A 26,097-nucleotide genomic window follows, 5' to 3' on the forward strand; every position below is an offset into this window, starting at 1 on the left:
GGGTCAGTTCGACGGGGCGGTCCACGTTAGTAGGGTGCCGTGCCCGGGACTGCTCGTGATGGAGCATTCGCCGCCCAGTGCCACGGCCCGGTGCTTCATGTTGGCGATGCCGCTGACGCGTCCGGGGTTTTCAAACCCGCAGCCGTTGTCCGCAATCCGGAGTTCCACGGAGTCGGGGCGGGCGGTCAGCGAAATCTCGATTTCGTCCGCCCCGGAATGCCGGACTGCGTTACTCAGTCCCTCGGACAGCACCGGCAGCAACTGCTCGACGACGGCGTCGGGCACCGCTTCGTCCACCGGTCCCGTCAGCTGGACCTTTGGGGAAAAATCGGAGTTCCGGATCCCTTCGTGAATGGTCCGCATGATGAGGCCGGTGAGCGGCTCCTTCTGGCCGTGGCCGGTCCGCATCGAGTAGATGGTGTCCCTGAGCTCATGGATGGTGCCGTCCAATTCGGCTGTTACGGCAGAGATCCGTTCCTGGGCCACGGGGTCCGGGATGTAACGACGCAGGCTCTGCATGCTCAGCCCCGCACCGAAGAGCCGCTGGATCACCAGATCGTGCAGGTCCCGCGCGATCCTGTCGCGGTCCGTGGACAGGAGCTGCTCTTCCCGCCGCCGCCGTGCCCGGGCCAGCCCGAGTGCCAGGCCCACCCGGGAGCCGAAAACGGCGCAGGACTGCAGGTCGGACTGGAGGTACAACGGGCCTCCTGCGGGACGTGCCAGGATCAGCAGGCCGCGTTCGCTGCTCTTGCGTCCCAGGGCAGCCACCAGCAAAGGGCCAAGTTTCTCGTCCGTTCCCGGTCCGAAGACCTCATTCGCGTTCCTGACGAGGGCGGAAGTCCCGGTTTCCAGGACGTCGGCGATGACCTCGGAAGCCGGCAGCTCCTGGCCGGCAGGAAGGGACTGGACGCCCACCATGGTCCGGCACCGCTGCGTGCCATCGGCATCCGGGTAGGCAATCACGGCGAGGATTGAATCCGAGACGGTCAGGGCCCGCTCGGCCACGAGGTCCAGGTTGTCGGTTTCGCCCGGGAACATCGCCGAACTCAGCTGGTCACTGACCTCCAGCCCCGCTTCCAGCCAACGCTGCCGGCGTCGGGTGTCCTCGTACAGGCGGGCGTTCTCGATGGCCACGCCGGCAGCCGCCGCCAACGCGGAAGCGAGTTCCTGGTCCTCTGCGGTGAAGGGGCCGCCGTCGAGCTTTTCGGTCAGGTAGAGGTTTCCGAAGACAGAACCGCGGACCCTGACCGGCACCCCCAGGAATGTCTTCATGTCGGGATGGTTCGGCGGGAAGCCGCTGGCCATTTCGTGCGCACCCAGATCGTCCAGCCTCAGTGCCTCGGGCTGGCGGATCAAATGCCCCAGCACCCCGCGTCCCGTGGGGAGGTCGCCGATCAGGCGGACGCCGTCGTCGTCGATGCCCACGGTGATGAAGTGCCCCAGCTCATGGTCGGCATCGACCACGCCAAGCGCGCCGTAGCGCGCTCCCACCAGCTCGCAGGCCGACTGCACCACACGGTCCAGGACGGCTTCGAGGCTGAGGTCCTCGGTGAGCGAAACCACGGCGCCCAGCAGGCCCTGCATCTGGTCCTGGGCGCGCACCAATTCATCTGCCCGGGCCACGAAGTCGCGCAGCAGGTCCTCAGTGCGCCGGCGGATGGGTTCACGCCACATGGCGTCCCCGAAGGCAACGACCCCGGAAGAGGCCGTCGGCTAATTCGACGGCAGGCACGGCGGAAGGTGCGCCGCCATTCAGGCGGCCATAGGAAGATTTGTTTGACCGATACGTTCTGACTACCGGAAGGTCCGGGCTCATGCGACTCCCCACAGCAGCGAGACACACACGGCGGACTGCTTCACCGAGTTCTATTGCATCAACCCCAGACTGATACCAACACAGTACCAAGGCCGACACAGGGGCTCAATAGACAGCCTAACGGGACTAAAGGCACTGGGCATCCGTCCGCACGGCTGGGAACCTAATCGAGCGGCATACCGCGGCGTCCCCGTGTGCGAGGAGTTGATCCAACGTGCGTATCGGACTGATCGCTCCCCCTTGGCTGCAGGTCCCCCCGCCCCGTTATGGCGGCACCGAAGTGGTGGTCGACGGGCTGGCCCGCGGACTCGTTGCCGCCGGTCATGACGTGCTGCTGGCCGCCCCGGCAGGAAGCACCTGCCCGGTTCCCCTGGTTCCGGACATGCCGGAACCCAGCTTCGGTTCCGCGGCCACCTGGTCCGCTGGAGCCGAGCTCTACCATGTGGCCCGGGCCTACGCCGCTTTGAAGGACGTGGACCTCGTCCACGACCACACCGTTGCCGGACCCTTCTTCCGCTATCGCCCGGCCTCGCTGCCCGTCGTCACCACCAACCACGGGCCGTTCAGCTCGCGCCTCGGCGACCTCTACCGGCTGATGGGTCCGGATGTCGCCATGGTGGCCATTTCGCATCGGCAGGCAGCGGATGCCGCCGGCGTGCGGATCGCCCGGGTGATCCACCACGGCATCGACGTTGACGCCGTGCCGGTGGGAGACGGCGCCGGCGGATACGCGGCCTTCCTCGGGCGGATGAGCCCGGACAAAGGGCCGCGGGAGGCCATCCTCATCGCGCGGCAGGCCGGGTTCAGGCTTCTGCTGTCCGCCCGTATCCAGGGCCGGGAGGAACAGGAATATTTCGACAGCCGGATTGCCCCGCTCCTTGGGCCGGAGGCGGAGTTCCTCGGAGAACTCAATGTCGCGGAAAAATATCAGCTCATGGGCGGTGCAGCCGCGTTCCTCAACCCGATCCAGTGGCCCGAACCGTTCGGCCTGGTGATGATCGAAGCGCTGGCAACGGGCACCCCCGTGGTGGGCACCGGTTCCGGGGCGGCCCCTGAAATAGTGGACGACGGCGTCACCGGTTACCTCCGGACCGGCATCGACGACCTCGCCGAAGCCCTGTCCCTGGCCCCCGGCCTGGACCGGGCTGCCTGCCGCCGGGCTGCCGAGCTGCGCTTCAGCGTGGGCCGGATGGTGGCCGATCACGTTGCATTGTATGAGGAGATACTGCGGGACAATCGGCCGGATCAGTCCCCGGGCCCCTCCGCGTCTGGCTGAAGGTAGCGGAGGAACCAGTCCCTGGCCAGCGCCGCAGCTTCCGACAACGTGCCGGGCTCCTCGAAAAGATGCGTGGCCCCCGGAACCACGGACAGTTGGCTGGGACAGCGCAGCAGTGCCTGGGCCCAGCGGTTAAGCTCCAGGACCTCCCGGTCCGCCCCGCCCACTATCAGGAGCGTGGGGGCACGGACGGCTGAGAGCCTCTCACCGGCGAGATCCGGACGGCCGCCCCGCGACACCACCGCACCAACGCGGACGCCGGGCTCCGCCGCCGCCCACAAAGCGGCCCCGGCCCCCGTGCTCGCGCCGAAGTACCCCACGCGGCTCCCCGCTGTGTCCGGCCGCCCGGCGAGCCATTCCGTTGCCCCCGCCAGCCGGCCGGCAAGCAGTCCGATGTCGAAAACATTGGCCCGGTTGAGTTCCTCGGCCGGGGTGAGCAGGTCCAGCAGCAAGGTTCCCAGCCCTGCCCGCTGGAGGAACGCCGCCACAAAACGGTTGCGGGGACTGTGCCGGCTGCTGCCGCTGCCGTGGGCGAACACCACGACGGCGGCGCCCTCCACCGGCAGGTAGAGGTGCCCCTGGAGCCGCACCGTTCCCGCATCGATCTGGACGTCTTCATCGACGGCAGTCCCGTTGGCTACGGCCTGGGCGCGGTGCAGCCGCTTGGCTGCCGCGTCGAGCAGCAGCACCACTTCGGCGTCGTCGGTCGGCGAGAAGTCACGGTAGTGGTACCCGACGGCGGTGAACTGGCGCGGCGTTGCCAGGCAGACCACCTCATCCGGTTCCGTGAGGTCCGCAAGCGTGTCCGCCGGCGCCACCGGAACCGCCAGGATCACCCTGGCGGCGCCCAGCTGCCGGGCGATGTGGCACGCAACGCGGGCTGTGGACCCGGTGGCGATGCCGTCGTCGACGATCACCGCGGTGCGTCCCTTCAGATCCTCACGGGTCCGGCCTTTCCTGAACCGGGCCACCCGCGACTCGAGCAGGGCGCGCTCCCGGTCTTCAACGGCGTCAAGCTCGGCCTGCGTCACGCCAACGCGGGAAATGATGTGCTGGTCAAGCACCCGGGCACCGCCCTCGCCTATGGCTCCCATGGCCAGCTCGGGCTGGAACGGAACGCCAAGCTTCCGCACCACGATCACGTCCAGGGGTGCGTCCAGTGCGGTTGCCACCTCGAACGCCACCGGAACGCCGCCCCGGGGCAGCCCCAGGACCACGATGTTCTGACCGCGCAGGTATTCGAGCCGCTGCCCCAGCCGCCGTCCCGCTTCAACCCTGTCCTCGAAAATGCTCATGGCCAGCCGTTCGCCTCGTGGCTCAAGGCCGCCATTCGGATCCGGTGGGCCGGCGGTGGGAAGCCCGGCGTGGAGGGACGGACTGCGGCCGCTTTTCTCCAACTATCCGGCAGGCAGCGGCCCGTTGCGAGGGACTTTCGGCCCGGATTCGACGGGCATCGGAGACGGGCGTCGGAGGCCTCCTTCGCGGCGGACCGGACGGCCGGTGGGCCTTGTCACACGAGTCCGGAGACCGGCAACTGATGTATATAATTTCCCGGTACGGTTTAGCAGAGAGCCGTTGGATAGTTCTACGATCCGGCTTCTCTGCCTGCTACCCGCGTTGCGATCGACAGGGTGGGCGGCCGCGTTGCCGGTTCGTTTTGACCTGAACGAAACGGCAGCAAGAACATCGTGGCCAGCGAGTCGACCGCAAACACCGCAACGTCCATCAGCCAGCACCTGAACGAAATGGTGTTGAACAGCTCGGATGTCGAGCAATTCCTCCACGAACTCGCACGCGTCTCCGCGCGCAGCCTCTCCGAACCGGGGGACGCCGTCCTGTGCGGCATCACGCTGCTCCGGCACCGGAAAGCGGCCACCGTGGCCAGCAGCAGCCCGGAAGCACAGGCGATGGACGAAATCCAGTACGCCTTTGGCGACGGCCCGTGCATGACCGCCTCCCGCGACCAGGTGACAGTGCACATCAAGGACCTTGAAACCCACGAACGCTGGCCGACGTACTCCGCCACGGTCCTGGGGTACGGAGTCCGGTCCATCCTCGCCATACCCTTCCAGCTTGAGGGCGACACCCGCGCTGCACTGAACCTCTACTCCCACCGCCCCGGCCGGTTCGAGGGCAAGGTCCTGGAGCTCGCCGAGGATTTTGTCAGCCAGACGTCCATGGCCCTCCGGCTGGCCGTGCGCTTCGCCCACTTCAGCGAGACGGCGGCGAACCTCAAGGCAACGCTGGAGTCCCGCACCGCGATCGACGTCGCCATCGGGATCATCATGGCCCAGAACCGGTGCAGCCAGGAGGAAGCCTTTGCGCTCCTGAAGGCGGCCTCGAGTGCACGGAACGTCAAACTGCACGGCGTGGCAACGGCCATTGTCGATTCCCTGGGCCAGGGCCCGACGAGGACACACTTCGAGCTATAACGGGACCCGTCCGCCGCCGCCCGGCGCTGCGCCAAAATAAACGTTGCAATGCGAATGTGATGCGTGCCATACTTTTCTCGATACGCATCGACGATGCGTATCGACTGCGGACCTGCGGGGCCGCGACAGCAGAAAAGCCAGGGCTCATAGGAGGTGGAGAAGCGTGCCAACCAGCAAAGACGTCGCGGAAGCAGCCGGTGTCGCCCAGAGCACCGTCTCCTACGTCCTGAGCGGCAAGCGGCCCATTTCCGAAAAGACCCGCAAAAAGGTTGAGGCGGCAATCGAGCAGCTGACTTATCAGCCCAACGCCGGGGCGCGGGCGCTGGCGAGCCGCAAAACCCGGGTCATCGGACTGGTCATCCCCTTCATTCCCGAACTGCACATGGCTTCGATCATGGAGTTCGTCTCCGTCATCGCCAGCACCGCCCGGCAATTCGACCACGACATCCTGCTGGTCACGGAAGATGAGGGCGCTTCCGGACTCCGCCGCGTCGTCGGGCAACAGATCTGCGACGGCCTCATCCTGATGCAGGTTGAGGGCGAGGATGAGCGCCTTCCCGTGGCCCGGGCGCTGAACGTCCCGGTGGTGCTCATCGGCATCCCCCGGGACCCCTCCGGACTGGTCTGCATCGATGCGGACTTCGAAATGGCCGGTGAACAATGCGTCCGGGACCTCGCAGCAGCGGGACATTCCGTCATCTCCGTCATCGACTGGCAGCCCGAAGTGGTGGACCGGCACGTGAACTACGTGGAGCGGTTCATGCGTGGCACGGACAGCGCGGCACGGACCCTCGGCGTCACCGTGCAACACCTGCCCGGCGGCGCGGACCGGGACACCATTTCAGCTTCCGTGGACCGCGCCCTGGCCCGGACTACGGGCGTGCCGGCATTTATCGCCCCGGACGGCACCGTACAGGACATCCTCCGCCGGACCCTTGCCTCGCGCGGATTGACTCCCGGCGTGGATGTCTCCGTGATCGGCAGCGCATCACCCACGCTTGCGGAACTCCAGCCCATTCCGCTCTCCACCATCGATTTGCGCCCGGCCGAGGTTTCCCGCCGGGCCGTGAAGATTATCTGCCAGCTTCTTGAAGCCGACTCCCAGGGACCACACGAATCCCTGGAGTTGGTCCCTACGGTCATCACGCTCCGTTCCAGCACGCTCCGTCCACCCCGCGGCGCCTAGTCCCCCCTGCCCTACCCGCTCTTTTTATTTGTCGATTGTCGATACGCATCGATTACCGATTCTTCCCACAATATGAAGGAACAGACAATGAAGTCAGCATTCAGCAAGAGCCGTCCTCTCGCCGTTGCCGTCACCGCCCTTATCGGGCTGCCGGTCCTGCTCTCCGGCTGCGGCACCACCTCCGCGTCCTCCACCGAGTCCGTCTCGGAGATCTCGGTCATGGACTACTACAACAACGAACCGGACAAGACGTTCATCGGCGACGCCCTCAACGCCTGCGGCACCAAGGCGGGCGTCACCATCAAGCGGGAGACCGTCCCCGGTAAATCCCTGATCTCCAAGGTCCTGCAGCAGTCGTCATCCAAGACCCTGCCGGACGTGCTGATGCTGGACAACCCGGACCTGCAGCAGATTGCGGCCACGGGCGCCCTGGCTCCCCTCGCCGACTTCAACATCAGCACTGCCGACTTCGCCCCCGGCGTCCTCAGCGCGGGCACCTACAAGGACAAGGTCTACGGGCTGGCTCCCACCGTCAACACGATCGCCCTCTTCTACAACAAGGACATCCTGGCGAAGGCCGGCGTGACCCCGCCGTCCACCTGGGACGAGCTTGAAGCGGCCGCCTCGAAGCTGACGTCCGGGGACCAGTACGGACTGGCGTTCAATGCCAACCCCACCTATGAAGGCACCTGGCAGTTCCTGCCTGTCATGTGGTCCAACGGCGGCAACGAAAAGAACATCGACACCGCGGAAACGGCACAGGCCCTGCAGCTCTGGACCGACCTGGTAAAGAACGGTTCGGTGTCCTCCTCCGCCCTGAACTGGACGCAGGCCGACGTCAAGGACCAGTTCCTGGCCGGCAAGGCCGCCATGATGGTCAACGGCCCATGGCAGATCCCTTCCCTCGACAAGCAGGCCTCGCTGCAGTACGGCGTGGTGAAGATCCCGGTCCGGGAAGCCGGCCAGACCGTTGTTGCCCCGTTGGGAGGAGAAGTCTGGACCGTTCCGCAGACCGGGAACAAGGCTCGCCAGGCCAAGGCCGCAGAGGTGGTCGCCTGCCTCAACAGCGACGATAACCAGCTGGCCATGGCCAAGGTCCGCAACACCATCCCGTCCAAGACGACGCTGGCTGCCAAGTTCGCCGAGGAAAACCCCAAACTCGCCACCTTCACCGAACTCGTGAAGACGGCCCGAGCCCGCACCGGACAGCTGGGCGAGGGATGGCCCGCACAGGCCACCAAGATCTACACCGCCATCCAGACCGCGCTTACCGGAAAGGCGTCCCCGTCTGAAGCCTTGAAGCAAGCGCAGGGACAGTAGGCATCGGCCATGTCACTGACAACTGATGTATCGCAGGCGACGCCACCCAACGGCAAGGCGGCCGGCAAGACCCGCAGCCATGCCGGCGGCACCGGAACGGGGGACACTGTTCCGGCGCCGCGGCGGGGCAGCCGCCGGCGGCGGGAGCGCCTCTTCCAGTGGCTGTTCCTGGTACCCGCCGTCGTCTACATGGCACTGTTCTTCGGCTACCCCGTGGTCAAGAACGTCGTCATGAGCTTCCAGGACTACACAACCGCCACGTTCTTCACCGGCGAAGCCCCGTGGGTGGGCCTGGCCAACTACGCGACGGTCCTGTCGTCGTCGCTGTTCTCCACTTCCCTGCTCAACACCGCGCTGTTCACGGTGGGGTCAATCCTCGGCCAGTTCGTGATCGGGCTGGCGCTTGCCATCTTCTTTCAGCGGAAGTTCCCGCTCAACGGGATCCTCCGGAGCCTGCTCCTGCTCCCCTGGCTGCTTCCGCTGATTGTCTCCAGCGCCGTGTGGCGCTGGATCCTGGACAAGGACAGCGGTGCGCTGAACCGGTTCCTGGGCGACCTGGGCATCATCGACACCGGCGTTCCATGGCTGACCAGCACGTCGCTGGCGCTGATCGCCGTCGTCGGCGTGAACATCTGGATCGGCATCCCGTTCAACCTGACTATCCTCTATGGCGGACTGCAGGAAATTCCCGACGAACTGTATGAGGCAGGCTCCCTGGACGGCGCCACGGGGTGGAAGGCATTCCGGCACATCACGTGGCCCATGCTCCGGCCGGTGGTGAGTGTGGTCCTGGTGCTCGGCGTCGTGTACACGCTCAAGGTCCTGGACATCATCCTGGGCCTGACCAACGGCGGCCCCGCCAACTCGACACAGACGATCGCGACGCAGTCCTACGCGCTCTCCTTCCAGGAGTTCAAGTTCGGCGAGGGCGCCGCGCTGGGCAACATCCTGGTGATCATTTCGCTGGTGTTCGCGGTTCTGTACCTCCGCGCCAGCCGGCGAGCCGTTGATGAGTGAGGAAACCATGACGACGACGACAATCACCTCCCGCACCGGCGGTCACCGCGCCGCCGGCCGCAAGGGTGCTGGCCACGGTTCCGGGCCCGCCCCGGATCGCAAGAACTGGGGATCCACAGCGCTGGCCATTTTTTTCCTGGCCGTCATGCTGTTCCCGGTCTACTGGATGGTCAACGCCTCGCTGCAGCCCAACGGCACCACGCTGGAAACATCCTGGCTGCCGCTGAAACCGGATTTCACCGGCTACGCCACCGCCATCAGCGAACAGGGCGGCAACCTGGGCACCAGCCTGGTCATTTCGCTCGGCAGCGTGGCGCTGAGCCTGGCCATTGCTGCTCCGGCAGCCTACGCGCTGGCCTACTTCAAGGTCCGCGGCGCCGGCATCGTGCTGTTCGCCATCCTCATCAGCCAGATGATCCCGGGAATCGTGGTGGCCAACGCCCTGTACACCGCCTACAACGACCTCGGCCTGCTCAACTCCATCCCGGGCCTGATCCTGGCGGACTCGGCGCACGGCATCCCGTTCGCAATCCTGATCATCCGGGCCTTCATGAACGGCATGCCGGCCTCGGTGATCGAGGCGGCCAGGGTGGACGGCGCCGGTCACCTCCGCGCGTTCTGGTCCATCGTGCTGCCGCTGAGCCGGAACTCGCTCATCACTGCCGGCCTGTTCACCTTCCTGTTCGCCTGGAGCGACTTCCTGTTCGCCCTGACCCTGACCACTACCGAAGCCGTGCGCCCGGTGACGCTGGGCATCTTCCAGTACATCGGCGCCTACGTGAACGACTGGAGTTCGGTCATGGCGACGGCGGTACTGGCCTCCATCCCGGCCATCGTCCTGCTGGTGGCGGCCCAGAAATACATCGCCGCTGGCACCACCGGCGGCGCGGTCAAGTAGACCGCCCCCAAACACCAAAAGACTTAGCACCCCAAAGGAAAGAACCATGACTGAAACCAACAAGCCCGTCCGCGTCACCGTCTGGAGCGAGAACCGCCACGAGAAGCGGGACGAACTCGTGGCCCGGCTCTATCCCGATGGCATGCACGGCGCCGTCAAGGCAGGAATCGAGGAAAACCTCGGCGCCAAGGTCAGTGTCCGGACCGCCACTCTCGACGAACCTGAGCACGGCCTTACCGAGGAGGTCCTGGCCAATACCGACGTCCTGACCTGGTGGGGGCACATGTCCCACGGCGACGTGGAAGACGAGATCGTGGAGCGCGTGCACCGCCATGTCCTTTCCGGCATGGGCCTGATCGTGCTGCACTCCGGCCACTGGTCCAAGATCTTCACCAAGCTCATGGGCACCTCCTGCACACTGCGCTGGCGTTCCGAACAGGATCGCGAACTCGTCTGGACCTTGGACCCCACCCACCCGATTGCCAAGGGCGTACCGCATCCCATCGTGATCGACCAGCAGGAAATGTACGGCGAGTTCTTCGACATCCCCACCCCTGAGGAACTCGTCTTCATCAGCTCATTCAGCGGCGGCGAAGTGTTCCGTTCCGGCTGCACCTTCCGACGCGGCCACGGCAAGATCTTCTTCTTCAGCCCCGGCGACCAGGACTACCCCGTCTACCACCACAAGGACGTCCGGCGCGTCATCGCCAATGCCGTCGAGTGGGCCGTCACCGACCGACCCGGGCGCGCCTACCCCGAACTGCTGCGCTACGAAACGAACGACTTCTTCAACGGCAAGAGCTACCAGGGGGCCAACGCGTGAACACCAACTTCGCCACTATTCCCGACGACGGCTCTCCGCTGCGCGTCGTCGTCGTCGGTGCCGGCGGCATGGGCCGCGCCTGGCTGAACACGGTCGAACAGTCGCCCCAGGTGGAGCTGGCCGGCATCGTGGACCTTGACCTTGATGCCGCCCGTGCGGCAGCCGCCGACCTCGGGCGCCCGGACCTTCCGGTCGGTACCCGCACTGCAGCACTGGCGGCCGACGTCGGCGCCCGGGCCGTCATCAACGTGACAGTTCCGGCCGCGCACCACCCGGTCACCGCCGAGGCGCTGGCCGCCGGGCTGCCGGTCCTGGGCGAGAAGCCGGTTGCGTCCACCGTGTCACAGGGCCTGTCCCTCGCCGCGGCTGCCGAACTGTCCGGCCAGCTGTTTATGGTCAGCCAGTCGCGGCGCTACAACCGGCAGCTTTTCGAGGCGAAGCGGCTAGCGTCATCGCTGGGAAGCGTCGGGATCGTGTCGGCCGAGTTCTTCAAGGCCCCGCACTTCGGCGGTTTCCGTGACGCCATGGACCACCCGCTGCTGCTGGACATGGCCATCCACCAGTTCGACATGGCCCGTTTCCTGCTCGACGCCGATCCGGTGTCCGTCTTCTGCGAGGAGTACAACCCGTCCTGGAGCTGGTACCGCGGCGATGCCGGGGCCAGCGCCATCTTCGAAATGTCCGGCGGGGAACGCTTCGTCTTCACCGGCAGCTGGTGCAGCCCCGGGCAGGAGACGTCCTGGAACGCTTCGTGGCGGATCAGCGGCGAACATGGCACCGTACTGTGGGACGGCGACAACGAACCCACCGTGGAATCGGCCGAACCGGCCGGATCGGCGCCAGTCACCGACCCCGGCCAGGAGATCGCCGGTTCTTTGCGGGACTTCGTGGCAGCACTCCGCACCGGCAGCACCCCCATGGGGCAGGTTCACCGGAACATCATGAGCCTGGCGATGGTGGAGGCTGCCGTCCTAAGCGCCGCGACAGGAACCAGGGTCTCACTGGATGACCTGCTGGAGGAGTCCTACACGGAGGCCATCCTGGCTGAGCGCGATCCGGGCGTGCTGGAGATCCTGAAAACCTGGCCGTCCGTCAGGGCCGCCCTGTAACGGCTCAGAACATCGGCAGCAGGAACCCGGCAACCATGGCCGCCGCGCCGATGCCGCTCAGGATCCAGCCGAGGATTCCGGCCGTCTCGCCGCGAACCTCCGGGGCACTGGTCCGCCAGCGGGTGGGCGTCTTCACCGCGTAGTGGATGGTGACGGCGTCCCCCGGGGCCATATGCCGGATGTCATACGGGGACATGGGCGCGTTGTGAACCTCGTGGTGGTGGTCGTACCAGCGAAACCCCACGCCGCTCTCGTCGGAGTAGACCACGCCCTCCGACTGGGTCCACTGATCCTCGAACCGCCTGATCGTCTCCACGACCACCAGAAGAATCAGGCCGGCAGGCAGGCAAATCCAGGTCAGCACTTCCAGGATGGGGCCTGCAATGTCAAGAACTCCGGGCATGGTCACGATGCTACCGTTCCCGCGCATTCACGGGCCACAATCGTCACCGCGCCAGGGCGGGTCACAAGCCCGGCCGACGTGCCACACTAAGGACTACGAGCGGGGCATGCCTAAGGGAGCAACACACATGGTGACGGGGCAACGCACCCACCGGTTTGGCAAAGACAGGTGGCGGGGGAACGGCCTGTCCAGTGCGGACGTCTCCGAACGTGTCCGCGGAGGCCTGACCAACCTGGTCTCCAACACATCAAGCCGCAGCCTGTGGGACATCTTCCGTGCGAACGTCCTGACGCTGTTCAATGCCATTGTGGCCGGCAGCTTCGTGCTGCTCCTGGCCTTGGGACAGTGGCAGGACGCCCTCTTCGGCTTCGCCGCCGTCGGAAACGCCGTCATCGGGGTGGTCCAGGAGTACCGGGCCAAGAAGTCGCTGGACCGGCTTGCGGTGCTGAACTCCCCGCACGCACGGGTCCTGCGGGACGGCGCCATCCAGGACATTCCGACAGCCGAGGTGGTCCTTGACGACGTCATCCTGCTCTTCGCCGGAGACCAGGTGCCCGCGGACGCCACCGTGTTCGACGCCAACGGGCTGGAAATCGACGAATCACTCCTCACCGGCGAATCCAACCCCGTGGATAAAGAAGCGGGGTCCGAGGTGCTGGCCGGGTCCAGTGTTGTGGGCGGCCAGGGCCGGGCACAGGTTGTCCGCGTGGGGGACGACTCCTTCGCCGGCAAGCTCACGACGGCGGCGAAGCGTTTTTCCCTGGTCAACTCGGAAATCCGCACCGGCCTCAACCGGGTCCTGCGCTGGATCACGTGGGGCCTCCTCCCGGTCATGGCCGTCGTGGTCAACGGGGAGATGCACGCTCAGGGAGGCTGGAGCCAGGCGCTGGCCACGGGCGCCTGGAAGACCGCCGCGGTCGGCGCCGTGGCCAGTGTCATCGCCATGGTTCCGCTGGGCCTGGTGCTCATGGCCAGCGTCGCTTTCGCCCTGGGCGGGCTGCGGCTCGCGCGCGACAAGGTCCTCATCCAGGAACTGGCTGCCGTGGAAGGGCTGGCACGGGTGGACATGCTTTGCCTGGACAAGACCGGCACCCTCACTGAAGGACGAATCGTTTTTGACGGCAAGCACGACGCCGGCGCCGCACCGGTGCCAGGGTGGAAGGAGGCGCTGGGCTGGTTCGGGGCCGACCCCGATGCAAACGCCACCGCCCGCTGCCTCGCCGCCGTCTACAAGGACGACGGCGTCCCCCGGCCGGTATCCTCCGTCCCCTTCGCGTCGTCCCGGAAATGGAGCGCGGTCAGCTTCACCGAGGGGTCCGCGCCCGGCGCCTGGGTGCTGGGCGCCCCGGAACTCGTCCTCGGGTCCACCACTCCGGGACACATCCAGGCCCTGTCCTCCGCGGCCGGGCTGGCATCATCCGGCCTCCGGACCCTGGTTCTGGCCCATGCCGGGCAGCCGATGGCGGCCCGGGAAGCGGAGGAGGCAGCCCTGCCGTCCGTGCTGGTGCCCGCCGCGTTACTGACATTCCGCGAAAAGATACGGCCCGACGCCGCCACGACCCTCGCCTACTTCCGGAAACAGGGCGTGGACCTCCGCATTATCTCCGGTGACGATCCGCGGACCGTGGCGGCAGTCGCCCGCGACGTGGGCCTGGACTCCACTGACGGCTACGATGCCCGCGAGCTGCCGGAAGATCCCGAACTCATGGCGGACGTCCTGCAGGACCACAAGGTCTTCGGCCGGGTCACCCCCGCGCAAAAGAAGGCCATGGTCGCTGCACTGCGCAGCCGGGGCCACGTAGTGGCCATGACCGGCGACGGCGTCAATGACGCCCTGGCGCTGAAGGAGGCGGACATCGGGATTGCCATGGGCACTGCCGCCGCGGCCACCAAGGCCGTCTCCCGGCTGGTCCTGTTGGACGGCCGATTCGACAGGCTTCCCGGCGTCGTGGCTGAGGGACGGCGGGTGATCGCCAACATCGAGCGCGTCTCCATGCTGTTCCTGGCCAAGACATCGTATGCCATTGTCCTTTCGGTGGTCTTCGGCGGTTTGCTGTGGGGCTTTCCGTTCCTGCCGCGACAGCTCTCCGCCACCGACGGGCTCACCATCGGCATTCCCGCCTTCTTCCTGGCCCTCATGCCCAATACCAGGCTGTACAGGCCCGGCTTCCTCAAACGCTCCCTGACCTTTGCCGTGCCTGCCGGCCTCATCATCACCGCCGCAGTCCTTGCACTGAATACCTACGCCGCGATCGCAGGCGTGTACGGGGAGGATTCCGTGCGGACCGGGTCGGTCATGGTGCTCGCCCTCGTGGCACTCTGGGTTCTCGTGGTGCTCTCCCGGCCGCTGAACCGCTGGCGTCTCCTCATCGTCGCCTCAATGTATGCCGGCCTCCTCGCGCTGCTCACCGTCCCCGTCATCGCAGACTTCTTCGGCATCTCGTGGCCGCCGGACGAGCTCCGCAACGCCGCCCTGCTGGCGGCGCTTGGCGGATGCGCCGCCGTCGAGCTCGTGTTCCGGATACGCCGCCGCCTCAACGTCTGATGGCGCGCCGGCCGCGGCGCCGTGGACGCAAAACTCCGCATGGCACGGTTGCGGGCCGCTTGCACCTAGGGTGGAGGGGCAACGGTAGGCATCCGCCCGCCTGCGACTGATCAACTGATTGAGGAAACAAACATGGGTTTGGGCGACAAGATCAAGAACGCTGCCGAGAAAGCAATCGGCGAGGCCAAGGAAGCACTGGGCAAGCTGACCAACAACAGCAAGCTCGAGACCGAGGGCAAGATTGATCAGGGCACGGCCGACGCGAAGCACGCCGCCGAGGACGTCAAGGACACCATCAACGACAAGTAGTCGTTACCTGACGGCCGGGATGCGGAGACTTCCGCGTCCCGGCTTTTTCGTGTCCCGGCCAGGCCTGCCGGGACCTTCGCCCCTTCCATTTGAAGGCGGCCGCGGCCAGTCTGGTCACATGGCAGCCTGCCGCGGGGGGAACCGACAACGGCGGGCAATGATCGGTACAGGCGGCGACAGCCATGGACGAGCCAGTGGTGCACATCAGCGGTTTCCGGATGGACTTCGCGGACACCACCGTGATCCGCGACCTGTCCTTCGATGTCCGGGCCGGAGAGACGTTCGGGTTCCTGGGCAGCAACGGCTCGGGCAAGACCACCACCATCCGCGCCCTCCTGGGCCTCTACGAACCCACGGCCGGGGTCCTCCACATCAAAGGGCGGCCCTTCAAACCCGAGCACGGCAGCAGGCTGGGCTATCTTCCGGAGGAAAGAGGGCTCTACAAGAAGGAAAAGGTCATGGACGTCATGACCTACTTCGGCCGGCTCAAGGGAATGGACCGGCATGCGGCGCGGCAGTGGTCCCTGGCCTACCTGGACCGGGTGGACCTGGCCGGCAAGGCCGCCACCCAGGTGGACAAGCTCTCCAGCGGCGAGCAGCAGAAAGTCCAGCTCGGCGTCACCATCATGAACCGTCCGGAGCTCCTCATCCTCGATGAGCCCACCAAGGGCTTCGACCCCGTGAACCGCCGGCTGCTGATGGACATCATCGGGGAGCAGAAGAACGACGGCGCCACCGTGGTCATGGTGACCCACCAGATGGAGGAGGTGGAGCGGCTTTGCGACCGCATCATCCTCCTGAAAGACGGCACGTCGGAGGCCTACGGCACCATCGATGAGGTCCAGAACAAATACGGCGGCCGGATCGTCCGCATCCGGCACGCCGGGCCCATTCCTCCGTCCCCCCATTACGAGGTGACGCTGGAAGAGACCAACTATGCGGAGCTCTCCATCAGCGACGACAGCGATGAAGCGGCCATCCTGCGGGAACTCATGGACGCCGGCCTGGTGATCCGCAGTTTCACCACCACCAAAATCTCGATGGAGGACATCTTCATCCGTGTCTACGGGGACCCCACCCGGCCGCCGTCGTCCGTTACCGGCCGTGCGCCGGCAGTACGGGGTGCGTAGCCATGGCGCAGCACAACCTTGGAACGGTCATCAGCTTCGAATTCGTGCGCACCGTCACCAAGGTGCGCTTCTGGATCGGCACCCTGTCCGTGCCCGTCATTATGGCGGTGGTGTTCGGGATGATCTTCCTCAGCAACACCAGTACCAGCACCGCAGCCGAGGCCCAGAAGAACGCCCAGTTCAGCATCTCCTACCTGGACGCCTCCGGCCTCATCACGCCCGCTGACGCGGCCGCGTTCGGTGCCGTTCCCGCAGCCTCGTCCGACGCCGGGATACGGGACGTGCAGTCCGGCGCCGTCGATGCCTACTTCGAGTTCTCCGCCCACCCAGAGACCACTGCGGTGAAGGCGTACGGCGCGGACCGGGGACTGTTCGAGAACGGCAAATACGCCGCCGTCGCCCAGGCCATGCTGGCCCGCGCTGTGGCCGTCAAAATCGGCTCGCCCCAGCTGTCCAGCCTCGCATCAGGATCGGCGCAGGTGGACACCGTCACCTACCAGGGGTCCGAGGTGTCCGGGGGCCTGAACTCCGTCATCCCGCCGATGGCATTCCTGGTGGTTTTCTACGGACTGGTGGTGCTCCTCGCCGGCCAGATGCTGAACTCCACCCTGGAGGAGAAGGAGAACAGGGTCACCGAAATGATCCTGACGACGCTGAAGCCCACCACCCTCATCACCGGAAAAGTGCTGGCCCTGTTCATGGTGGGCCTGGTGCAGGTGGCAGTCTTCACCTCCCCCATCCTGTTCGGCGCCCTTTTCTATCGGGACGCCATGAGCATCCCGGAATTCGACGCGTCGCAGCTCGTCTTCGACCCCCTGCGCATGACCGTCGGCCTGCTCATTCTCGTGGGCGGCTTCGCCTTGTTCACCACCACGCTGGTGGCCATCGGCGCCGTGATGCCCACGGCCAAGGAAGCCGGAAATTTCATGGGCGTGATGATCGCCCTGATCTTTATTCCCTTCTATTCCGTCAGCCTGGTGGTCTCCGAGCCGCACTCCCCGATCGTTCAGGTCTTCACCTACTTCCCGTTCTCCGCCCCGGTTACCGCGCTGCTGCGGAACGCCTTCGGCTCTTTGAGCATCGTGGAAGCGGCCGTCGTGATCGCCATCCTCTACCTCGGGGCTGCTCTGATGCTCCGGATGGCCGTGCGGCTCTTCCAATACGGGTCCATCTCCTACACCTCGAAGGTCAGCATCAGGACCGCCCTCAAAGCAGGATCCCGGCATGCCGTGGCCGGCCCCGCAGAGCACCCGGCGAAGAAGTAGGCGGACCTTGCGCCTGATATTCCTGGGTGACGTGATGCTGGGCCGCCTGGTGAACCGGCAGCTCAGGACCGTCCCGCCGGCCTTCCCCTGGGGCGATACGCTCCCCGTCCTGGCACAGGCGGACATCCGGTTCGCCAACCTCGAATGCGTCCTGGCCGACGGCGGGACGCCGCAACCGGGGAAAGTGTTCCATTTCCGCTCGGACGCCCGCAACACGGCCGTCCTGACCGCGGCGGGCATCGACGCCGTCTCGCTCGCCAACAACCATGTGCTCGACTACGGCGCGGACGCCTTCCGGGAGACGCTGCCCGCACTGGACCGCAGCGGAATCCTGCACGCCGGCGCGGGGCCGGACCTGGAGACCGCGCGAAGGCCGGCGATCAGGCGGGCGGGTCCGGCCGCCGTCGGGCTCATTGCCTTCACGGACAACGAGCCGGACTGGGAGGCGGGGCCGCACCGGCCCGGGGTCTACTACGTGCCGGTGGACGCGCGGCAGCACGACGACGGAAGGGTCCATGACCTGCTGGCGCTGGTCCGCCGCACCAAGGCCCGGGCCGATCTGCTGGTGGTGTCGGCACACTGGGGCGGCAACTGGGGAGCCGAGGTGCCGTCCGCCCACCGGGACCTGGCACGGGCGCTGGTGGATGCCGGGGCCGACGTCGTGTTCGGCCATTCGGCGCATATCTTCCGCGGCGTCGAGCTTTACCGGGGCAGGCCCCTGATCTACAGCGCCGGTGATTTCATTGACGACTATGCCGTGGACCCCGGGGAGCGCAACGACCAGTCGTTCATCTTCTGCCTGGACACCGCCGGGGGTGTGCCTTCCCGGCTGCAGCTCCATCCAACGGTCATCGCCGGGTTCCAGGTGCGGCTGGCCGGAAAAAGCTCACGCCACATCGCAACGCGGATGCAGGGGCTCAGCGCCCAGCTGGGAACGCAGAGCCGATGGATTGACGAATCGAACGTGCTGGAAGTACCGGTGGACAGTTAGTCCCGTTTGTCCCGTTCGGTGAATTCCTCATCGAGGTCGTAGTGCCTGAATTCGGTCTCCGGATTCGGTTCGCCTTCGGCCACGTATTCGTAATCCAGCTGGCGCTGGATCTGGCTGTCGAGGACCTGGAGTTCCGTGTCCTCGACCTCTGAGAGATCTTCCGGGAACTCGTCTTCCGGGGTGAGATGCAGCTTCTCGGTCATTTCGTGCCTCTCTTGGCCAGGAACTGGGGTGCTGTTCTGGCAGCATCCTGGCATTTCCCAGATTATCCGCCTCTGTCAGGTGGCGGAAGACCAGCCAGCGCCCGCCGGGGCGCGCCGCCCTTCCCCCGCCCCGTTGCCCGGTCAGCGGCGATGGGTGGTCCTGGCCTTCCTCTTCCGCCCGCCGCGGACCAGCTGTCCGCGCAGGGGGCGGGCCACCGGGGTGCTGAAGCGGGCCGCGCGGCGGGAGATGTGGTGCGTGGGCCGCCGGCGCGGAATGACGGCCGGCCGGACCGGAGGCTGTTGGGCTGTGCGGGCAAAGAACCATCTCTTGGCGAATTCGACCATAACCAGATACACCACCGTCATTCCCAGCAGCGCCAGGAAGAAAGGCGTGGGCAGCGGGTCGAACCCCAAAACACCGGCCAGCGGAGACAGCGGGAGGAAGATGCCCAGCGCCACCACGCCCAGGGATGCGCCCAGCAGGCCGGCCGAAGGCCGGCTCCGCAGGAACGGAACCCGCCGGGTGCGGATGGCAAAAATGATCAATGTTTGCGTGGCGATCGATTCGATGAACCAGCCGGCCCGGAATTCGCCGGGCACCGCGTTGAACGCGAACAGCATCAGGGCGAAGGTGGCAAAGTCGAACAGGGAGCTGATGGGTCCGAAGAGGAACATAAAACGCCGGATGAAGCCGATGTTCCAGTGCGACGGGGCCAGCAGCTGTTCCTTGTCCACGCGGTCGCCCGGGATGGCCAGCTGGCCGGTGTCGTAGAGCAGGTTGTTCAGCAGGATCTGCCCGGGCAGCATCGGCAGGAAGCTCAGGACGACGGAGGCCGTGGCGGCACTGAACATGTTGCCGAAGTTGCTGGAGGTTCCCATCAGCACGTACTTGATGGTGTTGGCGAAGATCCTCCGCCCTTCCATCACCCCCTCCGCCAGCACGCCGAGGTCCTTATCCAGCAGGACAACGTCGGCGGCATCCTTTGCCACATCGGTGGCGCTGTCCACGGAGATGCCGATGTCCGCCGCGTGCAAGGCCAGCGCGTCATTGACGCCGTCGCCCATGAACCCGACGGACCCCCCGCTCTGGCGCAGCAGGCGGATGATCCGGGCCTTCTGCTCCGGCGAGACACGGGCGAAAATGCTCGCCTCGCGGGCCGCCGCGGCCAGTTCGGCGTCAGAGAGAGCTTCCACCTCGGCGCCGGTGAGCGTGCCGCCGGAGAGCACCCCGAGCTCGTCACAGACCTTCTCGGCAACCTTGGCGTTGTCCCCGGTGGCGATCTTGACCGTGATGCCGAGCATTTCGAGCTGGTCCAGTGACGCCCTCGCATTGGCTTTGGGCCGGTCCAGGAAGACCAGCAGCCCCTCCAGGACCAGGTCCTTCTCGTCGGAGGGTTCAATCGCCGTCATTCCTCCGGCGGCCCGGCTTGCAACGGCCACCACGCGGGATCCCGCGTTGAACTGTTCGTCCAGCATCGCCTGCACGCCTGACGGGGTGTCCACGCAGAGCGCCAGGACATCTTCCGGCGAGCCCTTGGTGACCAGCCGCGCCGGTCCGCCGTCCTCACTAACCAGCACGCTGGTCCGGCGCCGAAGGTGGTCGAAATCAATGACGTCGAGCCGTTCGTAGCGGTCCGGCAGGAACCCGGCCGCGTCAGCGGAGGCCCAGAGCGCCGTGTCCAGCGGGTTCAGCCCGACTGTGGAGACCTTCGCTTCCGAGTACTCCGCTTCCGTGGCGAGAAGTCCCAGCGTCAAGAGGGCACCCGGCGACACTCCCTCTCCGGCGGGCAAGGCAGCGGTGAAGCTGATCCTGCCTTCGGTAAGGGTGCCGGTCTTGTCCGTGACCAGCACGTCCATGTCCCCGAGGTCCTCAATGCACACCAGCCGCTTGACCAGCACCTTGCGTTTGGCCAGCTGACGTGTGCCCGTGGCCAGGCTGGTGCTCACAACGGCCGGCAACAGCTGCGGGGTGATTCCGACGGCGATGGCCAGCGAGAACAGCAGGGATTCAATGACGGGCCGCTGTAACAGGAGGTTGGCGATGAAGATCAGCGAGGTAAGGACTATGGCCACCTGCAGCAGCAGGTAGGAGAAGCGCTTCAGGCCGAGCTGGAACTCGGTCTGCGGCTGCCGCTCACCAAGCCCCAGGGCGATCCGGCCGAATTCTGCCCGCCCGCCCGTGGCCACCACCGCCCCGGTGCAGCTCCCCGATTGGACCACCGTCCCCATGAACAGGCAGGACGTCAGGTCCGCCAGCGCTACGGCACCGGTGACCGGCGCGGGGTCTTTGCTGACCGGCAGGGACTCGCCGGTCAGGATGCTTTCGTCGCAGAGCAGGTCCTTCGCCGTCAGCAGCCTGATGTCGGCGGGGACGATCGCACCGATGGCCAGATGCACGACGTCGCCGGGCACCAGGGCGGTGACGCCGACTTCGTCCAGGGTGCCGTCGCGGAGGACCGCCGCCAGGTGGGTGACGCGTGAGTGCAGCGCCTCGGCGGCGCGTTCGGCCCGGAACTCGTTGGTGAAGCCCAGACCGACGCTGACCAGCAGGATCACGCCGATCACGATGGAGTTCGTGGCGTCCCCCAGGAAGAGCGACAGCCCCGCGGTGATGGCCAGAAGGATCAGGATGGGGCTGCCCAGTTGCCGGCCCAACACGGACCATCCGCTGGCTTGATGCGTCCGGACCGCATTGGGGCCAACATCGGCCAGCCGCTTGGCAGCTTCCACGCTGGCCAGCCCCCCGCTGCCGGATCCCAACTGGTCCAGGACCTCTTCCACGGGAAGCTGTGCGGCGTGCGCCATCGTCATTTGTCCGGGGAGCTGCTCCTGGAGGTGGAAGTCCGGGACGTGGAGCTCCGGCACGCTAGGACAGCCGCCACACGTAGGCGTAGGGCTGGGGGAACTGCGTGATCCGGAAAGCCCTGATCACGATCCTGGCCTGCCCCGGCGGCATGCCCGTCCAGAGCACCTGTTCCACGTTGTTGCGGCGGTCGAAGCCGGCAGTCGTTCCTGAGTTTCCGTGGCGCTCGCTGCCGTCGGCTGCCAGCACAATGAGGTCGAGGTCGTTCTGCAGCTGCGGGCCGGGCGGATCGGACCACACGAGGGTGATCTTCAGGGTCACCCCGGCTGCGGTCAGCGCCGGTTCCGCGACCGGACCCCGGTTCCGCCTCCCTTTCGCGGCCGCCTTGGGGATTTCCTCGGGGATGTCGATGGTGAAGGAGTCCTCTTCCCCCTGCTCCAGCGGGCCGCCTTCGCCCAGGCCCGCGTTGCCCGGCTGCCCGGGCAAGACTACGGACCGGGCCAGGTTGACCCGGCCCCACCCGGAGTTCCCGTTCGGAGATTCCCCGGCCTCGCTGGGGTTGTACTGTCCCGGCAGGACGTCGGCGCCGTTGACGAGGAGGGCTTTGATGAGGGCGGCACTTGGCGCGTTGAGGCCGTTCTTCACCAGGGTCTCACGCAGCACCGCGGCGCAGCCGGCCACCAGCGGGGTTGCCATGGACGTCCCGGAGTCGAAGAAGAACAGCGGGTCGGTGGAGGTGCCGAAGGTGTTGCCCGTCGGGGCGTTCCGCGAGAGCGTGGACAGGATGCTTGTTCCCGGCGCCACGACGTCGGGCTTGATACGGCCCTCCTTGGTGGGCCCCCGGCTGGAGAAGGCCACCATCCCGTCCGGGTTGTTGGCCTGTTTGTCCCGCTTGACGGGGTTCGCGGGGAAGTCCCCGGGCCAGTAGGTGCCGTAGGACGGCGTGAACTCCTTGCGGAGGCTTTCGCTGGCACCCACGGTGACGCAGTTCTTCGCAGCGGACTGGGAACCGATGGAGTTCGAGTCCACCGTGCCGTCGCTGTTGCCGTCCACGCCGTCATTCCCGGCCGCAAAGCAGATCACTTGGTCCGGATGGTTCCACACGAATTCGTCGATCTCCCGGGAACTCGCGTCGTACGGAAGGTTGAGTCCGGGCACGCCCCAGGAGTTCGTGTGCACGCGTGCGCCGTCGTCGTACGTCTTTTGGAAGAGGTCGTTGAGGTTGACCGGGATGCCGCCCAGGCCGCCGTTGGAGTCGAGGAGGCTCTGCAGGATCAGCAGGGCCTCCGGCGCCGTGCCCTCAATCGCTCCGCCCATGGTGGCCGAGTTTCCCCGGCCCAGCACGGAGCCGGCCACGTGGGTACCGTGGCCGTGCGGATCGTCTGCCTTGTCCGGCGCCGTGCGGCCCAGTGCGTAGAGCGTCTGGACCCGTCCGGTGAATGCCGGGTGCGGGTTGGCGGCGTCTCCGGTGTCAAAGCCGGTATCGGCAACCGCCACCACCTCGCCGTCGCCCCGGTACGTGGTCCCGTTGAACTGCACGTCGGCGTTCAGGATCTCGCGTGCCACATTGTTGAAAAGCTGGCGCTCGCGCACCGGATGGATCTCGCGGATCTCATCGATTGCGGCAAGGTGCGGGAGCTGGCCGACCGACGTGGTGATGCGCAGCTTGCCCGGTGTCACCGCCACGGCGTCGGGCTCCACCCTGGCGGCCGCGGCCACCCGGGCGATCAGCTCCGGGCCGGCCTCGATGCCCGCGTGCAGGAGCAGGTCCACTCGTTCCAGCCGCCGGTCCGGATGCGGTTCATGGTCCGCCAGCGACCGGACATTGCCCGTTTCCGCACCGCGCGGCAGCAGGGGCGGCGGGATCTTGAAGACACGGGAGTAGACGTCCGCCCAGCTCACGAACGGCAGGGCGCGCACGCGGTTCAGGTCTGCCGGCGGGAACGCCGCCAGGTAGGTGTTGTCCGAGACGTATTCCTGCATCTCGACGTCGATGCCGGCCAGTTCCGCTCGCTGTTCCGCCGTCAGCGGCTCCGCCGTCTGGATGAGGATGTGATCCGACTCCGAGGCGTCCTCGGCAACCAGCCCGGCATCACGCAGGGCTCGGTTCTGTTTGATCGGATCAATGGTGATGCCGTTGATGGTGATTTCAGACATTGAATTGTGCCTCCAGGCGATCCGCCGATAAAGCGCCGCCGGAAACAGCCTCGGCACCCGGCGGCCGCATGCGTTCTAGAAGGAGACCCAGGCCCCCGCCGAGCGGGGCCCCGGAAGGTGAGCGTCAGCTTACGCCCGGCACCCTAGGCGGTCAACGCCGCATGCGTTGCCGGCAAGCATGTGATGCAGGGCACACAAGAAATTCCACCGAAATGATTGCCTTGCGGCCCGGCGGTCCGCCACACTAAGGGTGGATCCGCAGGAACGACACAACGTTCCCGGTCCCTCCGCCGGAAGCATCGCACCGGCCCCCGCCCCATCACAGAATGCCGGGCCCCCTCGAATCATCCCCAGCCTCAACCGGCACTTCTTTTGTCCTCGGCAATTCCGTCCAGGGAACAGCCCTCACCAAATCCACCCTCAGACGCCCCTGCCCCTTCACCGCGAAAGCGAGCACCCCATGATCAAGCACCACTCCGACATCCTCCTCGAGATCATTGCCCACGACCCCGCAACGATCGAAAACGACCTCAACAGTGCGGTGGACATCGCCCTCCGGCACGCCATGCAGGAGCGGCGCCACGGCGTACTGGTCACCCAGACCGGCTTCTCCCGTTACACCGTGGCCGTGAGCCGCGACGTTCCCTACGGCGAAACCCGTGAACTGCGGCAATGGGCTTCAATGGCCTAGGGCAGCAGCGGATGCGCCTGTACTCGCCTCCCGCCCGCCTGTAGCGTGGGAAGGTCAGTGCACTTTCTACAAGCTCGTGCAGTCCGACACCGCAAGACGAGGAGTAGTCAATGAGCACGGAACACAACGAGCCCGAAGACATCGTGAGCGACGGCGTCGAGGACGGAACACAACCAGTACCGAGGCAGGAGCCGGCGGACCGTAGCTCCGGCCGCCACGCGGCCTCCGGCCCCGCTGATAGCGGTCCGGCCGGATCAGGTGGCACCAGACCCCCGGGACCCGCCGAGGAGCAGAACAGCGAAACCGCGGACGACCGGGGCCTCACCACGGAACCCAGCTCCAGCGACTGACTCTGTGAAACAGAGAAGAGAGGCCCGACGGCGGCAATTGCCGCCGTCGGGCCTCTCTTCTTTTGTGCTTACGTGGCTGCTGCGCGACGGTCAGGCAGTCTGGCCGGCGTGCTCGCCTTCTTCGATCTCTTCGAGCAGTTTGTCATTGAAGGCCTTGAGGTCGCCGGGGTGCCTGCTGGTCACGAACCCCTGGTCCACCACCACTTCCTCGTCGCTCCAGTCCGCACCGGCGTTCCTCAGGTCGGTCTGGAGCGTGTGGTACGAGGTCAGCTTGCGCCCGCGGACCACTCCGGCGTCGATCAGCAACCAGGGGCCGTGGCAGATGGAGGCCACGGGCTTGTGCTGCTCAAAGAAGCTGCGGGCAAAAGCCTGGGCGTCCTTGTCCACGCGAAGGTGGTCGGCGTTGACTACTCCGCCGGGGATGACCAGCGCGTGGAAATCCGAGGCATTGGCCTCCGCCACCGTGATGTCGACGTCGAAGGTCTCGCCTTTTTCGGTGCCGTCGTAACCCTGCAGCTTTCCGGCCTTGGGCGCCACCAGCGTGGGCTCGCCGCCGGCTTCCTTCACGGCATTCCAAGGGCTGGTGAGCTCCACCTGTTCCACGCCGTCGGTCAGCAGGAACGCAACCTTCTTGCCTGCAATATTGTGCGCTGACATATGTCCTCCTCTTGCCGGATTCCTTACAGGTTTAACACTAGGAACCCCGGAAATAATAAGCAAGCTGACAATCCAAGCTGCGCCGGACAAACAGTGCCAGACAAACAGTGCTAGCACGGAAGCCAGCGGCAGCACCCCCGCCGCACCATGGAAACACGGCATCAGGAAAGGATTCCTGGCCGAAACCACCATCACCGCAACAGGAGCAGAAACAAATGTCCATGACCGCCGGAACAACGAAGTCCCGTCCCTCCCGCGCCAAGATCGCACTCGTTTCAGCAATGACGCTGGGACTTGCTGCGGGCGGCGTCGCACTGGCCGCGCCAGCGCAGGCCGCCACCACCAACTACGCCTGCACCGTCACCCCGCTGAAGCCCGTCTTTGCCGGCTTCAACTCCTCGGGCACCAAGCTGGTGGACTACCAGATCCAGGTGCGCTGCTACAACGACCGTTCCGTCTACATCGAGCAGCAGCGCTGGGAAAGTGACGACTGGCCCAACGGCGACGACCACCTCGGCAACTCCAGCTTCAGCCGCAGCCTCGGCTACTACAGCGGAACTGTCACCATCCACAACGTCCGCACCCTGACCAACACGGAGATCGGCAATGAGGAGGTGTACCAGAAGGTCCGCCACCAGGAGGGGGCCGGCGGGGTCTGGTCGCCGTTCACGGGCTGGAAGAGCAGCGGCACCACCTCCATGTCCAACTAGCACGAG

23 protein-coding genes are annotated in these 26,097 nt (G+C 66.2%); 16 read left to right on the plus strand and 7 right to left on the minus strand.

All coding sequences use genetic code 11. From position 1 onward, the window contains the following. Positions 1–3: 3 nt before the first annotated feature. Complete coding sequence (locus tag ACSQ12_RS17985; protein ID WP_436066323.1) at positions 4–1,674, minus strand: GAF domain-containing sensor histidine kinase; 1,671 nt, start codon at positions 1,672–1,674, stop codon at positions 4–6. 356 nt (positions 1,675–2,030) lie between these two features. Here ACSQ12_RS17985 and ACSQ12_RS17990 point away from each other — a divergent pair, with 356 nt between their 5' ends. Beyond that, positions 2,031–3,092 carry a glycosyltransferase family 4 protein gene (locus ACSQ12_RS17990; protein WP_436066324.1) on the plus strand — a complete coding sequence of 354 codons (1,062 nt, stop codon included), beginning with the start codon at positions 2,031–2,033 and terminating at the stop codon, positions 3,090–3,092. Here the strand turns inward: ACSQ12_RS17990 and ACSQ12_RS17995 are convergent. Beyond that, a complete protein-coding gene (locus ACSQ12_RS17995) occupies positions 3,062–4,387 on the minus strand; it encodes a phosphoribosyltransferase family protein (protein WP_436066325.1) in 1,326 nt (441 codons plus the stop codon). The genes ACSQ12_RS17990 and ACSQ12_RS17995 overlap by 31 nt on opposite strands. Positions 4,388–4,780: 393 nt before the next feature. On the opposite strand from ACSQ12_RS17995, the gene ACSQ12_RS18000 reads away from it, so the two are divergent. The 7 genes from ACSQ12_RS18000 (at position 4,781) to ACSQ12_RS18030 (ending at position 11,877) form a co-directional block, all read left to right on the plus strand. After that, positions 4,781–5,524 carry a GAF and ANTAR domain-containing protein gene (locus tag ACSQ12_RS18000; RefSeq protein ID WP_436066326.1) on the plus strand — a complete coding sequence of 248 codons (744 nt, stop codon included), beginning with the start codon at positions 4,781–4,783 and terminating at the stop codon, positions 5,522–5,524. 163 nt (positions 5,525–5,687) lie between these two features. After that, on the plus strand, positions 5,688–6,710 hold the full coding sequence (locus ACSQ12_RS18005) for a LacI family DNA-binding transcriptional regulator (protein WP_436066327.1): 1,023 nt from the start codon (positions 5,688–5,690) through the stop codon (positions 6,708–6,710). An 87-nt stretch (positions 6,711–6,797) separates the two neighbouring features. After that, entirely contained in the window at positions 6,798–8,030 is a 1,233-nt protein-coding gene (locus tag ACSQ12_RS18010; protein ID WP_436066328.1) for a sugar ABC transporter substrate-binding protein, read from the plus strand. A 9-nt stretch (positions 8,031–8,039) separates the two neighbouring features. Then, the gene (locus tag ACSQ12_RS18015) at positions 8,040–9,047 is read left to right on the plus strand and encodes a carbohydrate ABC transporter permease (protein ID WP_436066329.1); all 1,008 of its coding nucleotides are present in this window, start codon (positions 8,040–8,042) and stop codon (positions 9,045–9,047) included. Between the two features lie 7 nt (positions 9,048–9,054). Then, complete coding sequence (locus tag ACSQ12_RS18020; RefSeq protein ID WP_436066330.1) at positions 9,055–9,945, plus strand: carbohydrate ABC transporter permease; 891 nt, start codon at positions 9,055–9,057, stop codon at positions 9,943–9,945. A 46-nt stretch (positions 9,946–9,991) separates the two neighbouring features. Further along, positions 9,992–10,768: a ThuA domain-containing protein gene (locus ACSQ12_RS18025; protein ID WP_436066331.1), complete on the plus strand. Its 777-nt coding sequence runs from the start codon at positions 9,992–9,994 to the stop codon at positions 10,766–10,768. Continuing rightward, positions 10,765–11,877 carry a Gfo/Idh/MocA family protein gene (locus ACSQ12_RS18030; protein ID WP_436066332.1) on the plus strand — a complete coding sequence of 371 codons (1,113 nt, stop codon included), beginning with the start codon at positions 10,765–10,767 and terminating at the stop codon, positions 11,875–11,877. The genes ACSQ12_RS18025 and ACSQ12_RS18030 overlap by 4 nt, the downstream gene beginning before the upstream one ends. Positions 11,878–11,881: 4 nt before the next feature. On the opposite strand, the gene ACSQ12_RS18035 is transcribed toward ACSQ12_RS18030, so the two are convergent. Next, the gene (locus ACSQ12_RS18035) at positions 11,882–12,280 is read right to left on the minus strand and encodes a hypothetical protein (RefSeq protein WP_245198984.1); all 399 of its coding nucleotides are present in this window, start codon (positions 12,278–12,280) and stop codon (positions 11,882–11,884) included. 106 nt (positions 12,281–12,386) lie between these two features. On the opposite strand from ACSQ12_RS18035, the gene ACSQ12_RS18040 reads away from it, so the two are divergent. From ACSQ12_RS18040 to ACSQ12_RS18060, 5 genes are all read left to right on the plus strand, one after another. After that, positions 12,387–14,825, plus strand: coding sequence for an HAD-IC family P-type ATPase (locus ACSQ12_RS18040; RefSeq protein WP_436066333.1), 2,439 nt, complete (start codon positions 12,387–12,389; stop codon positions 14,823–14,825). 132 nt (positions 14,826–14,957) lie between these two features. Continuing rightward, positions 14,958–15,134, plus strand: a complete 177-nt coding sequence (locus tag ACSQ12_RS18045) for a CsbD family protein (RefSeq protein ID WP_011693297.1) — start codon at positions 14,958–14,960, stop codon at positions 15,132–15,134. A gap of 182 nt (positions 15,135–15,316) precedes the next feature. Next, the gene (locus ACSQ12_RS18050) at positions 15,317–16,264 is read left to right on the plus strand and encodes an ABC transporter ATP-binding protein (RefSeq protein WP_436066334.1); all 948 of its coding nucleotides are present in this window, start codon (positions 15,317–15,319) and stop codon (positions 16,262–16,264) included. Positions 16,265–16,266: 2 nt separating this feature from the next. Further along, positions 16,267–17,529, plus strand: a complete 1,263-nt coding sequence (locus ACSQ12_RS18055) for an ABC transporter permease (RefSeq protein WP_436066335.1) — start codon at positions 16,267–16,269, stop codon at positions 17,527–17,529. 7 nt (positions 17,530–17,536) lie between these two features. Then, complete coding sequence (locus ACSQ12_RS18060; RefSeq protein ID WP_436066336.1) at positions 17,537–18,520, plus strand: CapA family protein; 984 nt, start codon at positions 17,537–17,539, stop codon at positions 18,518–18,520. Here the strand turns inward: ACSQ12_RS18060 and ACSQ12_RS18065 are convergent. The 3 genes from ACSQ12_RS18065 to ACSQ12_RS18075 form a co-directional block, all read right to left on the minus strand. Continuing rightward, the gene (locus ACSQ12_RS18065; protein WP_209742440.1) at positions 18,517–18,723 is read right to left on the minus strand and encodes a hypothetical protein; all 207 of its coding nucleotides are present in this window, start codon (positions 18,721–18,723) and stop codon (positions 18,517–18,519) included. The genes ACSQ12_RS18060 and ACSQ12_RS18065 overlap by 4 nt on opposite strands. Positions 18,724–18,864: 141 nt before the next feature. Continuing rightward, the gene (gene mgtA / locus ACSQ12_RS18070; protein WP_436066337.1) at positions 18,865–21,588 is read right to left on the minus strand and encodes a magnesium-translocating P-type ATPase; all 2,724 of its coding nucleotides are present in this window, start codon (positions 21,586–21,588) and stop codon (positions 18,865–18,867) included. Between the two features lies 1 nt (position 21,589). Next, entirely contained in the window at positions 21,590–23,683 is a 2,094-nt protein-coding gene (locus tag ACSQ12_RS18075) for a S8 family serine peptidase (RefSeq protein ID WP_436066338.1), read from the minus strand. Positions 23,684–24,143: 460 nt separating this feature from the next. Between ACSQ12_RS18075 and ACSQ12_RS18080 the strand changes: the two genes are divergently transcribed. Together ACSQ12_RS18080 and ACSQ12_RS18085 are read left to right on the plus strand one after the other, a co-directional pair. Then, on the plus strand, positions 24,144–24,374 hold the full coding sequence (locus ACSQ12_RS18080; RefSeq protein WP_209742437.1) for a hypothetical protein: 231 nt from the start codon (positions 24,144–24,146) through the stop codon (positions 24,372–24,374). 110 nt (positions 24,375–24,484) lie between these two features. Then, positions 24,485–24,724, plus strand: a complete 240-nt coding sequence (locus ACSQ12_RS18085) for a hypothetical protein (protein ID WP_209742436.1) — start codon at positions 24,485–24,487, stop codon at positions 24,722–24,724. Between the two features lie 90 nt (positions 24,725–24,814). Here the strand turns inward: ACSQ12_RS18085 and ACSQ12_RS18090 are convergent, their stop codons facing one another. Then, positions 24,815–25,381, minus strand: a complete 567-nt coding sequence (locus ACSQ12_RS18090; protein ID WP_436066339.1) for a type 1 glutamine amidotransferase domain-containing protein — start codon at positions 25,379–25,381, stop codon at positions 24,815–24,817. Between the two features lie 215 nt (positions 25,382–25,596). Here ACSQ12_RS18090 and ACSQ12_RS18095 point away from each other — a divergent pair, with 215 nt between their 5' ends. Further along, entirely contained in the window at positions 25,597–26,091 is a 495-nt protein-coding gene (locus ACSQ12_RS18095; RefSeq protein ID WP_209742434.1) for a hypothetical protein, read from the plus strand. The last annotated feature ends 6 nt before the right edge of the window (positions 26,092–26,097 follow it).

Origin of the sequence: Arthrobacter sp. LjRoot14 (genome assembly GCF_964253905.1) — a bacterium.
Classification (GTDB): Bacteria; Actinomycetota; Actinomycetes; order Actinomycetales; family Micrococcaceae; genus Arthrobacter.

Coding starts and splice junctions, on each gene's coding strand:
- ACSQ12_RS17985 (WP_436066323.1), bottom strand. CDS start 1,674: ATGTGGCGTGAACCCATCCGCCGGCGCACTGAGGACCTGCTGCGCGAC.
- ACSQ12_RS17995 (WP_436066325.1), bottom strand. CDS start 4,387: ATGAGCATTTTCGAGGACAGGGTTGAAGCGGGACGGCGGCTGGGGCAG.
- ACSQ12_RS18010 (WP_436066328.1), top strand. CDS start 6,798: ATGAAGTCAGCATTCAGCAAGAGCCGTCCTCTCGCCGTTGCCGTCACC.
- ACSQ12_RS18015 (WP_436066329.1), top strand. CDS start 8,040: ATGTCACTGACAACTGATGTATCGCAGGCGACGCCACCCAACGGCAAG.
- ACSQ12_RS18020 (WP_436066330.1), top strand. CDS start 9,055: ATGACGACGACGACAATCACCTCCCGCACCGGCGGTCACCGCGCCGCC.
- ACSQ12_RS18025 (WP_436066331.1), top strand. CDS start 9,992: ATGACTGAAACCAACAAGCCCGTCCGCGTCACCGTCTGGAGCGAGAAC.
- ACSQ12_RS18035 (WP_245198984.1), bottom strand. CDS start 12,280: ATGCCCGGAGTTCTTGACATTGCAGGCCCCATCCTGGAAGTGCTGACC.
- ACSQ12_RS18040 (WP_436066333.1), top strand. CDS start 12,387: ATGCCTAAGGGAGCAACACACATGGTGACGGGGCAACGCACCCACCGG.
- ACSQ12_RS18045 (WP_011693297.1), top strand. CDS start 14,958: ATGGGTTTGGGCGACAAGATCAAGAACGCTGCCGAGAAAGCAATCGGC.
- ACSQ12_RS18050 (WP_436066334.1), top strand. CDS start 15,317: ATGGACGAGCCAGTGGTGCACATCAGCGGTTTCCGGATGGACTTCGCG.
- ACSQ12_RS18055 (WP_436066335.1), top strand. CDS start 16,267: ATGGCGCAGCACAACCTTGGAACGGTCATCAGCTTCGAATTCGTGCGC.
- ACSQ12_RS18065 (WP_209742440.1), bottom strand. CDS start 18,723: ATGACCGAGAAGCTGCATCTCACCCCGGAAGACGAGTTCCCGGAAGAT.
- ACSQ12_RS18075 (WP_436066338.1), bottom strand. CDS start 23,683: ATGTCTGAAATCACCATCAACGGCATCACCATTGATCCGATCAAACAG.
- ACSQ12_RS18080 (WP_209742437.1), top strand. CDS start 24,144: ATGATCAAGCACCACTCCGACATCCTCCTCGAGATCATTGCCCACGAC.
- ACSQ12_RS18085 (WP_209742436.1), top strand. CDS start 24,485: ATGAGCACGGAACACAACGAGCCCGAAGACATCGTGAGCGACGGCGTC.
- ACSQ12_RS18090 (WP_436066339.1), bottom strand. CDS start 25,381: ATGTCAGCGCACAATATTGCAGGCAAGAAGGTTGCGTTCCTGCTGACC.
- ACSQ12_RS18095 (WP_209742434.1), top strand. CDS start 25,597: ATGTCCATGACCGCCGGAACAACGAAGTCCCGTCCCTCCCGCGCCAAG.